The 13347-nt window shown below is 70.2% G+C and carries 12 protein-coding genes; 6 read left to right on the forward strand and 6 right to left on the reverse strand.

Translation table 11 applies throughout. The features are described 5' to 3' along the window. Positions 1-131: 131 nt before the first annotated feature. Entirely contained in the window at positions 132-617 is a 486-nt protein-coding gene (locus DW299_RS17735) for a Dps family protein (protein ID WP_136037369.1), read from the forward strand. A 66-nt stretch (positions 618-683) separates the two neighbouring features. Here DW299_RS17735 and DW299_RS17740 read toward each other — a convergent pair whose 3' ends face one another. Genes DW299_RS17740 through DW299_RS17760 form a run of 5 tightly spaced genes read right to left on the reverse strand, consistent with a single transcriptional unit; the run spans position 684 to position 5567 of the window. Continuing rightward, positions 684-2180, reverse strand: a complete 1497-nt coding sequence (locus DW299_RS17740) for an amidohydrolase (protein WP_136037370.1) — start codon at positions 2178-2180, stop codon at positions 684-686. After that, complete coding sequence (locus tag DW299_RS17745) at positions 2177-2818, reverse strand: FMN-binding negative transcriptional regulator (protein WP_136031895.1); 642 nt, start codon at positions 2816-2818, stop codon at positions 2177-2179. The genes DW299_RS17740 and DW299_RS17745 overlap by 4 nt, the downstream gene beginning before the upstream one ends. A gap of 39 nt (positions 2819-2857) precedes the next feature. Continuing rightward, positions 2858-3856 (reverse strand): Fpg/Nei family DNA glycosylase, encoded by a 999-nt coding sequence (locus DW299_RS17750; RefSeq protein WP_136031893.1) that lies wholly within the window; start codon positions 3854-3856, stop codon positions 2858-2860. Between the two features lies 1 nt (position 3857). Next, positions 3858-4343 carry a ribose-5-phosphate isomerase gene (locus DW299_RS17755; protein ID WP_136037371.1) on the reverse strand — a complete coding sequence of 162 codons (486 nt, stop codon included), beginning with the start codon at positions 4341-4343 and terminating at the stop codon, positions 3858-3860. A 39-nt stretch (positions 4344-4382) separates the two neighbouring features. Then, a complete protein-coding gene (locus DW299_RS17760) occupies positions 4383-5567 on the reverse strand; it encodes a ferrochelatase (protein WP_136037372.1) in 1185 nt (394 codons plus the stop codon). Between the two features lie 164 nt (positions 5568-5731). Here DW299_RS17760 and pepN point away from each other — a divergent pair, with 164 nt between their 5' ends. From pepN to DW299_RS17780, 4 genes are all read left to right on the forward strand, one after another. Continuing rightward, entirely contained in the window at positions 5732-8284 is a 2553-nt protein-coding gene (pepN, locus tag DW299_RS17765) for an aminopeptidase N (protein WP_136037373.1), read from the forward strand. A 78-nt stretch (positions 8285-8362) separates the two neighbouring features. After that, positions 8363-9436 (forward strand): mechanosensitive ion channel family protein, encoded by a 1074-nt coding sequence (locus DW299_RS17770; protein ID WP_136037374.1) that lies wholly within the window; start codon positions 8363-8365, stop codon positions 9434-9436. Beyond that, entirely contained in the window at positions 9433-9882 is a 450-nt protein-coding gene (locus DW299_RS17775) for a globin (protein WP_136037375.1), read from the forward strand. Before DW299_RS17770 ends, DW299_RS17775 begins: the two co-directional genes overlap by 4 nt. Beyond that, positions 9879-11546: an FAD-binding dehydrogenase gene (locus DW299_RS17780; RefSeq protein WP_136037376.1), complete on the forward strand. Its 1668-nt coding sequence runs from the start codon at positions 9879-9881 to the stop codon at positions 11544-11546. Before DW299_RS17775 ends, DW299_RS17780 begins: the two co-directional genes overlap by 4 nt. Positions 11547-11704: 158 nt before the next feature. On the opposite strand, the gene DW299_RS17785 is transcribed toward DW299_RS17780, so the two are convergent. Beyond that, positions 11705-12370: a DUF8185 domain-containing protein gene (locus DW299_RS17785; protein WP_136031878.1), complete on the reverse strand. Its 666-nt coding sequence runs from the start codon at positions 12368-12370 to the stop codon at positions 11705-11707. A gap of 51 nt (positions 12371-12421) precedes the next feature. Between DW299_RS17785 and DW299_RS17790 the strand changes: the two genes are divergently transcribed. Beyond that, on the forward strand, positions 12422-13312 hold the full coding sequence (locus tag DW299_RS17790; RefSeq protein ID WP_136037377.1) for an acyl-CoA thioesterase: 891 nt from the start codon (positions 12422-12424) through the stop codon (positions 13310-13312). The last annotated feature ends 35 nt before the right edge of the window (positions 13313-13347 follow it).

The following is a 13347-nucleotide window of genomic DNA, read 5'->3' on the forward strand; positions in this document are numbered from 1 at the left end:
CAGCGACTCTAGTCGTCGCCCGTCCCGCGCCGATTCCCGGCGGTAAGCGATGCCTCATCTTCCTTGCGGAACATTCTCAGCTGAGTAGCGTTGTTCCCATCAGACACGAGAATCTCCCGGAGGAGCACAAGATGAGCAAGGCACAGACCGATTCCCCCACCGCCATCGACCCCACCGTCGCCGCCGGCGCCGCGCAGTTCCTCTCCCCCGTCGTCCTCGGCCTTCAGGCCCTGACCATCAACGGCAAGCAGGCGCACTGGCACGTGCGCGGGGCGAACTTCGTCGGCGTCCACGAACTCCTCGACACCATCGTCGCCCACGCCGGCGACTTCGCCGACACCGCCGCCGAGCGGATCGTCGCCCTCGGACTCCCGATCGACGCGCGTGTCTCGGCCGTCGCCGACAAGGCCGGTTCGACGTCGGTCGCCGCCGGCTTCGCGCAGTCGGATGAACTCATCCGCGCGGTCATCGCCGATATCGACGCCATCCTCGTCGACGTCAAGGCGGCCGTCGAGGGCCTCGACGAGGTCGACCTGACCAGCCAGGACGTCGCGATCGAGATCCAGCGCGGACTGGAGAAGGACCGCTGGTTCCTCGTTTCGCACATCGCGGCCTGACCAGTCAGCACCTTCGGAGAGGGCGGCCCCGGGATACCGGGGCCGCCCTCTCCGCGTGCGCGAGGCTCAGCCGACGTGGGTCACGCGGCCCGCGAGAAGGGTGGCGGCCACGGGCATCGCGCGCAACGCGGCGGCATCTGCGGTGCGCGGATCCGCGGACGTGAGCGCGATATCGGCGATCTCCCCGGGGCGGAGCGTGGAGCGCACGCTGGCGCTCAACGCCTGGTCGACCGTGAGGCGTTCCTCCGGGTGCCACGATTCCCGCTCATCATCCGTGCGCCAGACCGCCGCCGACAGAGCCTGCCACGGGTCGAGGGGCGCCACCGGGGCGTCGGAACCGAACCGTACCTCGGCACCAGCGGCGAACAGAGACGACAGCGGGTAGCCGAGAGAGGTCTGCCCTGCCCAGTGGTGCTCGACGAAGTCACGGTCGTCGACGGCGTGCTGCGGCTGCACGCTGGCGATCACACCGAGGCGCGCGAACCGCGCCAGGTCGGCATGACGCACGAGCTGGGCATGCTCCAGGGAACCGGTCGCCCCGGTGACCATGAAGGCGTCGAGGGCGGACGTGACAGCGCGGTCGCCGATGGCGTGCACGGCCGCCGTGATGCCCGCGCCGGTCGCGGTGGTCAGCAGGGCGACGAGCTCATCGCCCGGTACCGTCAGGACCCCGTAGTTGCCGGGGTCGTCCGGATAGGCGTGAGAGCACGCGGCGGTGCGGGTTCCCAGCGACCCGTCCGTGATGATCTTGAGCGAGCCGACACGGATCAGACCGCGCGCCTCGGCGGGAGTGTCCGGTTCCTCGTGCGGCTCGCCGCTACGCAGCCCTTCGGTCACGGCACGATCGAGGTCTGCGGGATAGAACGCGAACTCCACGCGGTGCGAGGCGAAGCCCGCACGGACGCGGCGCGGCCAGGCAGCGGCGTTCCACGCCATGTCGAAATCGACCAGTCCGGTGACGCCTCGCGCCGCTGCGGCCTCACCGGCGCGGAGCACGGCCTCGTCGCTGTGCGCCGGGTCGACCGCGTTGAGGCGGCGCGAGATCTCGAAGGCGTCCTCCTCGCGCAGGACCCCGTCGTCAGCACGGAAGCCTTCGCGGGCGAGAGCAGCGGTGTTCAGCCACACGCTGTGCACGTCGGCATTGATGAGGTAGGTGGGCGCCGCTCCCGTCGTCGCGTCCAGCAGCTCCAGGCTCGGCCGATCCGGCCACAGGGCGTCGCGGAATCCCGTACCGACGCGGCGTCCGTCGGGGAGCGTCGGCGCCTCACCCATCCGCAGCGCGGCTTCCGCCGCCGAGGTCGTGTCATGCAACGGGACCCGCTCCGCCGCCAGCGCCCACTGGACCGTGTGCACGTGGTTGTCCCACAAGCCGGGGACCGCCCAGAGACCATCGGCGTCGAGCACCTGTCCACGCGGTCGCAGGGCGCCGGTCGGCGCGATGTCGACGATGACGCCGCCGTCGAGGTGAAGGTCCACCGGCTCGTCGTCGATGAGGAACTCCCGGCCGGGACCGGCCAGACGAACGGCGCGCACCGTCCCGACGGTGTCGTTCCGCGCCGTCATGCCCGGTTCCCCTCGCGCGCCACCTGAGCGCGCCGCATCTCCGCCGCCAGAGGACGGTTGGTGTACGGGCCTTCGCTCTCGAGTGCCGCGATCACCGACTCGATCGTCTCGACGGGCTTGTTCTGGCTGAGCTTGCGCTTTGCGACGACGCGCGCGGGGGTGAGGCGGAATCCCACTGTCCCTGCGGCGAGCCGTTCCACGAACGCGGCGTCGTTGGGACGCTGCCACATCAGCCGCGGCTCGGGCATGCCGTTCTCGAACCGCTCCACGAGGCGGTCGAGCACCCGCAAGTTCTCGTCCGGCGTCAGGATCTCGGGTGTGCCCGCCAGGTGCACGGCGGTGTAGTTCCATGTGGGCACCGCGGGGACATCGCCGTACCAGCCGGGCGACACGTAGCCGTGCGGGCCCTGGAAGACCACCAGCAGTTCCCGCTCCCCCAGCCCGTGGATGAGGTCGTCGGGACGCCCGACGTGCGCCACGATCGTCAGGTCGTCGCGGTCGTCGTCGAGCAGCACGGCATAGTGCGAGGCGACGAGCCCGTCGTCGGTCGAACTCACGATGGTGGCCCAGGGGTTGGCCTCGATCACGCGCCGGATCTCGGTCACGTCGGCGAGCGTGAAGCTCGGATTCTGTCGCATGGATTCAGCCTAGGGGCGCCCGCACACGCCAGCGCGGACTCACGCCTGGCAGCGGGGGCACCAGTAGAGCTTGCGCGCGCCGATCTCCTCGAGCGCGATCTCGGTGCCGCAGACCCGGCACGGGAGTCCGGCGCGGTGGTACACCCAATGCCGGTCGTCGCGGCTCGCCATCGCAGCACGGTACTCGTCGGGCGACAGGTCGTCCATCGTCATCATCTGACCCGTCTCGACACCGATCGCCAGCAGGCGCACCCAGTCGTGCCAGAGGGCGCGCACCACATCCTCCGGCACGTCTCGTCCGGGCGTGTGCGGATTGAGCCGCTGCCGGTAGAGCATCTCCGCGCGATACACATTGCCGATGCCGCTCACCACCGCCTGGTCCATCAGCAGCAGCGCGATGGGCGTCGACTTCTTGCGCACCGCGCGGACGAAGCGCTCCTCGTTCTCGGCCGGATCACCGACGAGCGGATCCGGACCGAGCTTGGCGACCGTCGCGAGCATCTCCTCGGGCGTCTGCAGAACGCACGCCGTAGGGCCGCGCAGGTCGGCGGCCGTGATGTCGGTCATGAGCCGCAGACGCACCTGCCCCACCACGGGCGGCGGCCATTCCACCCCCTCGTCCGCGAGACCCTTCGTCTGCTCGGACATGCGCACGTGCACCCGCGTGCGTCGCGGGGCGCCGATCGAGGCGAGAGAGTTCTCTCCGGCGTCGTCCAGGATCGGGTCCTCCAGCACGGTGCCTCGCTGGTTCGTCTGACCCATACGTCCATTCGCAGACGCGATCGTGGGGTCGACGAGGATCTCGCCAGCGAAGTCCCAGGCACCGTAGAGCCCCAGGTGCACGCGAAGCCACAGGTCGCCCTCGGTCTCCAGGAACATCTGCTTGCCGACCGCCTGCACGCTCGTCGCCGTGCGCCCGTCGAGGATCGCCGCCCCCTCGGCGAAGCGTCCCTGGGGGCTGGAGGCGCGGAGCACCTTGCCGACGAAGTTGCGGTCGAACTGCCGGGCGATGCGGTGGACGGAGTGACCCTCGGGCATGTCAGCCCCGCGGATCCGGGAGCAGCGAGCCGTCGCGCTCGAAGTCGGCGATCTGTCCGATGCGGCGCACATGACGCTCGTCGCCCGAGAACGGGGTCGAGATGAACCGGTCGATGAAGGAGGTCACCTCGTCGTACGTGTGCTGCCGCGCGCCGATGGAGATCACGTTGGCGTCGTTGTGCTCCCGTGCGAGCTCGGCCGTGGAGAGGTTCCACACCAGGGCCGCGCGGACACCGCGCACCTTGTTCGCCGCGATCTGCTCGCCGTTGCCGGATCCGCCGAACACGACACCCAGCGCCTCGACGCCCGCCTCCTGATCGGCGACCACCGCCTGAGCAGCCCGGATGCAGAACGCCGGGTAGTCGTCGAGCGCGTCGTACTCCACCGGACCGTGGTCGACGACCTCGTGCCCCGCCGCCCGCAGGTGCTCCTGCAGCTGCGTGGAGAAATCGAGTCCAGCGTGATCGGTGGCGATGTGGATGCGCATGGCTTCCATCCTAGAAGTCGCCGCCGACACCCGTTCCGGTCACGGGGCGACGCCGGCGGCCGCCGGCTTGAACCCCGCCCTGACGTTCTCGCAGCAGCCGGGCCGGCAGACGTCGAAGCCGCCGGGGAGCGACGTGACGTGAGCGCGCTCCTCGTTCGGACGCCCCTGCAGCCGCTCCTCGATCAGGTCGACGATCCCCTCGACGAACGTCGGCGACACGCCAGGCGTCGGCGTGCGCGTGAACGCGAGTCCCGCGTCTTCCGCCGCCTCCGCCGCCTCGGTGTCGAGATCCCAGAGCACCTCCATGTGGTCGCTCATGAATCCCACCGGCACGACCGCGACCGCGCGCCGCCCTCGCGCGGGAAGCTCACCGATCACGTCGCACACGTCCGGCTCGAGCCACGGCTGCGACGCGGGCCCCGAGCGCGACTGGTAGACGAGCTCCCAGGCCACGTCGGCCGCCGCCGGCACGGACTGCCGTACCCGGTCCATCACCCAGGCCGCGACGGCCAGGTGCTGCGCGGCATAGGCGCCGCCCTCGCCCCAGTCGATGTCGCGGGCGCCGGAACGCTCGGCGTCGGCCGTCGGGATGCTGTGCGTTGAGAACAGGATCTGGATGTCCGGCGCGGCGATGCCCTGCGCCAGGAAGCCCTCGATGGCCTCCCGCACCCCCGACTCGAAGGCCTCGACGAAACCCGGGTGGTCGTAGAACGGGCGGATCTTGTCGATCGTGACGGTCTCCCCGAGGCCGGTCTCCTCCAGCACGCGCGCGAAGTCCTCGCGGTACTGGCGGCAGCTGGAGAACGAGCTGTAGGCGCTCGTAGCGAACGCGAGCAGCGTGGTGTGCCCGTTGCGCGCCGCCTCGGGCACGACCTCCTCGAGGTAGGGGGCCCAGTTGCGGTTGCCCCAGTACACGGGCAGCTCGATGCCGCGCGCGACGAGCGCCTGCTCGAGCGCCTCCTTGAGCACGCGGTTCTGCCCGTTGATGGGGCTCACGCCGCCGAAGTGACGATAGTGGTGCGCGACCTCCTCCAACCGCTCATCGGGGATTCCGCGGCCGCGCGTGACGTTGCGGAGGAACGGGATCACGTCCTCCTGACCCTCCGGGCCACCGAAGCCGGCGAGGAGGATCGCATCGTACGCGACGGGCGTGGTCACGAAGGGCGCACCGCTGGCGGCGGCAGGCGAGGCAAAGGGGACGACATTCGGCTCGATCGCAGTCACCCCTCCATCCTCCCACCTCGTCGAGGCACCGGTGTCCGCTCGCCGCCGGGAGAATGCGCACAGAGCGTGAGCCCGCCTCGCGCACTGGCGTAGGCTGTCATGGTTGCCGTCGGCGCCAACTGCGCCGACCCCGGTGACATCCCCTCACCCCTGGGAGTACAGCTGTGCCTGGAGAGAACCTCACCCGAATCGAAGCGCAGGAGCGCCGCGATGTCATCGACACGCACTCCTATGAGGTCGCCCTCGATCTGACGAAGGGCGCCGAGGTCTTCGGTTCCCGCAGCGTCGTGCGCTTCTCCGCGACGCCCGACGGTTTCACCTTCATCGATCTGATCGCCCGCGACGTGCGCGAGATCTCTCTCAACGGCGAGCAGCTCGACCCGCAGGAGGTCTTCGCCGACTCTCGCATCGCGCTGTCCGGGTTGCAGGCCGAGAACGTGCTCGTCGTCGACGCGGACTGCCTCTACACCAACACGGGCGAGGGCCTGCACCGATTCGTCGACCCCGTCGACGGCGAGGTCTACCTGTACTCGCAGTTCGAGGTGCCGGACTCGCGCCGCGTCTTCGCGGTCTTCGAGCAGCCCGACCTCAAGGCGACGTTCCAGTTCACGGTCACGGCGCCCGCGGCGTGGAAGGTCGTGTCGAACTCCCCCACGCCCGAGCCCATCGTGCACGACGACGACGTCACCGCCACCTGGGGCTTCGAGCCGACGCCGCGCATCTCCTCGTACATCACCGCCCTCGTCGCGGGACCCTACGAGTCCACGTTCTCCGAGCTCACCAGCGCCTCCGGCCGTGTGATCCCGCTCGGCGTCTACGGCCGCAAGAGCCTGTGGCAGCACCTCGACGCCGACTACATCTTCGACAAGACCCGTGAGGGCTTCGCGTACTTCGAATCGAAGTTCGGCGTCCCCTACCCGTTCGCGAAGTACGACCAGCTGTTCGTGCCCGAGTTCAACGCCGGGGCGATGGAGAACGCGGGTGCGGTCACGTTCACCGAGACCTACGTCTTCCGCAGCAAGGTCACCGACGCCGTCAAGGAGCGCCGGGTCGTCACGATCCTGCACGAGCTCGCGCACATGTGGTTCGGCGACCTGGTCACCATGAAGTGGTGGAACGACCTGTGGCTCAACGAGTCGTTCGCGGAGTGGGCCTCCACCATCGCGACGGCCGAGGCCACCGAATGGACCGAGGCCTGGACCACGTTCAACGCGATGGAGAAGACCTGGGCCTATCGCCAGGATCAGCTCCCCTCCACGCACCCGATCGTCGCGGAGATCAACGACCTGGAAGACGTGCAGGTCAACTTCGACGGCATCACCTATGCCAAGGGCGGCTCGGTGCTGAAGCAGCTCGCCGCGTGGGTCGGCATCGAGGCGTTCTTCGCCGGGGTGTCGCAGTACTTCCAGAAGCACTCGTGGGGCAACACCGAGCTCAGCGACCTGCTGTCGGAGCTCGAGGCCACGAGTGGACGCGACCTGGGCACCTGGTCGAAGAAGTGGCTGGAGACGGCCGGCGTCAACACGCTCGAGCCCGTGGTGGCCGAGGGCGACGACGGCAAGATCTCGCGTTTCGCGATCACCCAGACGGCCCCGGCGGACTACCCGACCATCCGTCCGCACCGCCTGGGCATCGGCTTCTACTCGCTGCAGGACGGCACGCTCACGCGCGTCCACCACGTCGAGGTCGATGTCGACGGCGACCGCACCGAGGTCCCCGAACTGCAGGGCCTCACGCGCCCCGACCTGATCCTGCTGAACGACGACGACCTCGCCTACGCCAAGATCCGTCTCGACGAGAAGTCGCTGGCGACGGCGATCGCACACCTCGCCGACATCCACGACCCGCTTGCGCGGTCCCTGGTGTGGGGCGCCGCCTGGGACCAGACGCGCGACGCGGAGACGGCGGCCTCGGACTACATCGACCTCGTGCTGGGCAACATCGGCCGCGAGACCGAGTCGACCACGGTCCGCACGACACTCGCCCAGCTGCGCACGGCGGCCACGCTGTACGTGCGACCCGAGGAGCGCCAGGCGGCGCGGCTCAAGGTCGCGGACGGCCTGTGGGCCCTCGCCGAAGCCGCAGAGGCGGGCAGCGACAGCCAGCTTCAGTTCGTCACGGCGTTCGCGAACGCCCTGGTCACCCCTGAGCACGCCGGCGTCGTCGGGCGCCTGCGCTCCGGCGAGGAGACCCTCCCCGGTCTCGAGATCGACGCCGACCTGAACTGGCAGCTGCTCGTCGGACTCGCGACCATCGGAGCGACGGACGCCGCGACGATCGACGCCGCTCTCGCCGCCGACAACACCGCCAAGGGCGCGGAGTTCGCCGCGCAGGCACGAGCCGCTCTTCCCGACGCCGCCTCGAAGCAGGCCGCGTGGGCCTCTCTGATCGAGCGGGATGACGCGCCGAACACGATCGTCCGGTCGGCAGCCCTCGGCTTCGTGCACCCCGCAGGCGCCGAGGTGCTCGGCGAGTTCGTGCCGAAGTACTTCGACATGCTGCTGCCGGTGTGGGAGTCGCGGACCTACCAGATCGCCCAGTACCTCATCGTCGGACTGTTCCCCACGGCGCTGGCCGACGTGGCGCTGCGCGACGCGACGCGCTCGTGGCTGTCCTCGCACCAGGACGCTCCGCCGGCACTCCGTCGCCTCGTGCTGGAGAACCTCGCCGACGTCGAGCGCGCGCTGGCGGCGCAGTCCCGCGACGCCGAGGACTGATCGGCGCCACCCTCCGTCCGGGCCTCTGCCGCCGCGCTTCCAGCCGGGGCAGAGGCCCGCTCGGTAAACTCGGCACCGATGATCCTCCCCCTCGAGACCACGCCAGACCCCACCCCCACCCCGCTTCCCGACTGGGTCCAGGATCTGCTGACCCTGCTCGGACACATCGGCGGCAAAGCGCTCGTCGTCGCGATCATCATCGCCTCCTGCGTGGTGATCGCTTTCGTGCTGCGGGGCGTGATCAGGCGCGTCGTGCACCGGATCGTGGACAGCGCGAAGAACAAGGCGTCGGTCGACGACACCCAGGCGCTCGAACGCTCTCCGCTCGCCGATATGCGTCTGGTCCAGCGCACGAGGACCCTGGGCACGATCCTCCAGAACATCGTCAACGTGATGCTGGTGGTCATCGCGATCGTGCTGGTCGTGAACGCTCTCAGTCCCAGCCTGCTCGGGTCGCTCACGCTGCTGACCGCCGCCGTGGGTGCTGGTCTCGGTTTCGGCGCCCAGAACATCGTCAAAGATGTGCTCAACGGGATGTTCCTCGTCGCGGAGGACCAGATCGGCATCGGTGACGTGGTCGACCTTGGTCTGGCGAGCGGCGTGGTCGAGTACGTGAGCGTGCGCATTACCCAGGTCCGCGACGTGAACGGCACGCTCTGGTACGTCCGCAACGGCGAGGTCACGCGCATCGGCAACATGTCGCAGGGCTGGGCGCGCGCGATCGTCGACACCGGCGTCGCGCCGGACGCCGACCTCGACCAGGTCGAGCACATCATGCTCGAGACGGCACAGGGCCTCGCGAAGGACCCCAAGTGGCGGACGCGCATCGTCGAGAAGCCCGAGCTGTGGGGCCTGGAATCCATCGACGGCGACGCCCTTGTGGTCCGCGTCGTCATCAAGACCAGGGCGAACGCCAGAGACGACGTCGCACAGGAGCTGCGGCGCCGGCTGCGGGCCGCTCTGCTGGAGAGGGCGATCGCGGTACCGCGCATGTCCGATGTCGTGCCGACGGGGCTCGAAGGCGCACGGCGCGTACGCGGGGCGAACCCGCCGAAGACCCGGCCGAACGCCGTCACGGGCGTGCCGGTCATCCCGGACCGCGGCATCTGGCGCCGCAAGAAGCCGTCGACCGAGGGGAATGGCGACAGATGACGTTCTACGACGAGGTCGGGGGCGCAGAGACGTTCCGGAAGATCGTCTCCGTGTTCTACCGCGAGGTCGCCCTCGATCCGGTGCTCAAGCCGATGTATCCCGAGGAGGATCTGGGCCCCGCCGAGGACCGCCTGCGGATGTTCCTGGAACAGTACTGGGGCGGTCCGACCACGTACGGCGAGACCCGCGGACACCCGCGCCTGCGCATGCGTCACATGCCGTTCCACATCGACCCCGACGCGCGTGATCGTTGGCTTCGTCACATGCGCACCGCCGTCGACGAGGCTCGATTGTCTCCGCTGCACGAATCCACGCTCTGGGACTACCTGGAGCGCGCCGCCTATGCCATGGTGAACACATTCGAGCCGTCCGGCATCGGCACGACTCCCCACGGGCGCCCGACGCTCGAGACCCGCGCACGTCAGGAATCAACGGAGAACACATGACGACGAAGCCCCCGACCACGGACGTCCTGGTGATCGGTTGGGGGCTGGCCGGACTGGTCGCCGCCCGCGAGGCACTGGCGGCCGGGCGCCGGGTCATCGTCGTCGACCAGGAGCCGCGGACGAACCTCGGCGGCCAGGCGTGGTGGTCGTTCGGCGGACTCTTCTTCGTGGACTCCCCCGAGCAGCGCCGATTCGGCATCAAGGACTCGCTCGAGCTCGCCACCCAGGACTGGTTCGGCAACGCGGGCTTCGACCGCCCGGAGGACGAGTGGCCGCGCCGCTGGGCCGAGGCGTATCTGCAGTTCGCCGCCGGGGAGAAGCGCTCATGGCTGCGCAGCCTCGGCGTGGGCTTCTTCCCCGTGGTCGGCTGGGCGGAGCGCGGCGGCTACGGCGCGATCGGACCGGGCAACTCGGTGCCGCGATTCCACATCACCTGGGGCACCGGCCCCGGGATCGTCGCCCCCTTCGCCGCGGCCGTCGAGGAGGGCGAGCGCAGCGGTCGTCTCACCGTGCTCGCGCGGCACCGCGTGGAGAGCCTCATCGTCACGGATGGACGTGTCACCGGCGCCCGCGGCTCCGTCCTCGCCTCCAGCGGTGCGGAACGGGGAGTGCCGTCCTCCCGCGAGGTGATCGGCGCGTTCGAGATCACGGCGGAGGCGACCGTCGTGTCGTCCGGCGGGATCGGCGGCAACCACGAGCTCGTTCGTGCGGCGTGGCCCGAACGGCTGGGAACGCCGCCGGCGCACATGCTCTCCGGCGTCCCGGCGTACGTCGACGGCTCGATGCAGGCCGTCACCGCGGCCGCCGGCGCCCGCCTGATCAACGGCGACCGCATGTGGCATTACGTGGAGGGGATCACGAACTGGGATCCGGTGTGGCCCGCGCACGGCATCCGCATCCTCCCCGGCCCCTCGTCCCTGTGGCTCGACGCGACGGGCGCGCGCCTCCCCGTGCCGCTCTTCCCCGGGTTCGACACGCTCGGGACGCTCGCGCACCTCCGGCGCACCGGTCACGACCACTCCTGGTTCGTCACGTCGCGGCAGATCGTGGAGAAGGAGTTCGCCCTGTCCGGCAGCGAGCAGAACCCCGACCTCACCGGCAAGGATGTGGGGCTGCTGCTGAAGTCGCGGCTCGCCAAGGGCCCGACCGGCCCCGTCCAGGCGTTCCTCGACGAGGGACAGGACTTCATCGTCGAGAACGACCTGGAGTCGCTGTTGGAGCAGATGAGCCGGCATGACGGTGGCGAGCTGCTCGACATCGACACCGTGCGGCGCGAGGTGGTCGCGCGCGACCGCGAGATCGAGAACGAGTTCACCAAGGATGCCCAGATCGGCATGCTGCGCTCGATGCGCGGCTACCGCGGTGACAAGCTCATCCGGACGGCAGCGCCGCACCGGCTGCAGGACCCGGCCGCCAGCCCGTTGATCGCGGTCAAGCTGCACGTCCTCACCCGCAAATCGCTGGGCGGCATCCACACCGACCTCGACGGTCGTGCGCTGGACGCCCAGGGCATCCCGATCCCTGGCCTGTTCGCCGCGGGCGAGGCGAGCGGCTTCGGCGGTGGCGGTGTCCACGGGTACCGGGCGTTGGAGGGCACGTTCCTCGGCGGGTGCCTGTTCTCCGGCCGACAGGCGGGAAGGTCGGCCGCCGCGGCGGCGGACTGACCCCGCGCCACAGGGCTCGTGGCGAAACCCTCGGATACGCCCCGGCGCGGTCGATCGACGAGCGTGGCTCACCCCCTCGGGTCACGCCGGCACGCCGGCGCTTCGGCCGTCCCATCAGGCCCTGGCGCTCATCCCGTCGCGCCGTGGTGGCAGCGCCGTCAGGCTCGGGTGCCGGTGGCCCGCACGCCCGTGAGCCCGGACGCCACGGGGCCTCGTGCCAGCACATGCCCGCGACGGAAGGCGAGCCGCGACCAGCGGCCGGCGCGCGACACCCCGACCTGTTCCTCGCCCGAGATGAAGCCCATGGCGTCCGCGGCGAACGCCACACCGCGCGGCAGCCCGCCGAGATCGTCGTCGGGCTCGCCCCAGATGGCCGCCCGGAGCGCGCGAACCGCTTCCTCGCCCGAGCCGGCACCCGCCCCCCGCGCCACGGCGGAGATCCCCCACTGTGCGCGCTGCGCGACGACGGACGCCTCCAGCGACGCCTCCACGGTCCAGCCCTGGCGCGGCGGGGACACCCCGGCCCAGGACGGCGACAGGCCGGTGTCCGGCAGCATGAGGCGTTCGGGGGTGTCGGCGGGCGACAGGCTGTCGACGACCAGGTCGCATTCGAGCTCAGGGTCCGCGTGCACGATACGCATCGCGAGGATCGTGGGGGTCTGATCGAACAGGGTCTGCGGCGAGAGCACGGCCGTGGTCAGCGCCAGGACCCCGCGCGAGGCCTGAAGTCGTACTCCCCCGTCGCCCGCGCGACCGGCGCGGCCCACGAACGTCAGGACATCCTTCGCCGTGTCGGGATCGGCGAGCAGGAGCGTAGGCGGCACGCGTTCTAAACTACCAAGAGGTGCGGCGCCTGCGGTCGCGGAGAGGAACCCATGAGCGCGGACGACCACGCCATCCAGACCGTCGATCGACTCCTCGAGGTTCTCGACCTCGACGCCACCCAGGCCCGGACGACCGAGGACATCTTCACGGGCTCCTCGCACCCGATGCCGAGCGGCCGCATCTACGGAGGCCAGGTGCTGGCGCAGACGCTCCTCGCGGCGGAGCGCACACTGCCGGAGGATCGCGCCGTCCATTCGATGCACGGCTATTTCCTGCGGCCCGGTGACGCGAGTCAGGGCATCACGATCGCCGTCGACCGCATCCATGACGGCCGCTCATTCTCGACGCGCCGCACGCAGGCGTACCAGAACGGGGTGCCGATCTTCTCGATGATCGCGTCCTTCCAGGATGCGGATCCGGGAGTCGAGCACGCGGAGCCCATGCCCGAGGGCGTGCCCGACCCGGAGACGCTGTCCCCCGACGAGGATCGCGTTCCCGGACTCACCGGGGGCGCGCGGCGGATGCTCACCGATCGCGCCGCGGACATCCGTCACGTCGAGTCGCCGCTGTACCTCCCCAACGACGATGCCCGGGTCCCGCGTCAGGCCGTCTGGATGCGACTGCGCGCTCCGCTCCCCGACGACCAGCGGCTGCATCGCGCGGCACTGGCGTACCTGAGCGACATGACGATCCAGGAGTCCATCCTGCGCGCGCACGGGGTCTCGTGGGCACACCAGGGGCTCAAGGTCGCGAGCCTCGATCACGCGATGTGGTGGCACCGTCCCGCGCGCGTCGACGAGTGGCTGCTGTACGCGCAGGAGTCCCCGAACGCGCGCGGCGGGCGCGGGCTGGCCACCGGGCGGATCTACACGCGCGACGGCTCGCTGGTGGCGAGCGTGGCGCAGGAGATCATGATCCGCGTGCCGTCGGAGGCATCCTGATCCGAGCGTTCGGCGCGGGTCACACGGCCGTCGAG

The sequence above is a fragment of the Microbacterium sp. K35 genome (assembly GCF_004794375.1).
Classification (GTDB): Bacteria; Actinomycetota; Actinomycetes; order Actinomycetales; family Microbacteriaceae; genus Microbacterium; species Microbacterium sufflavum.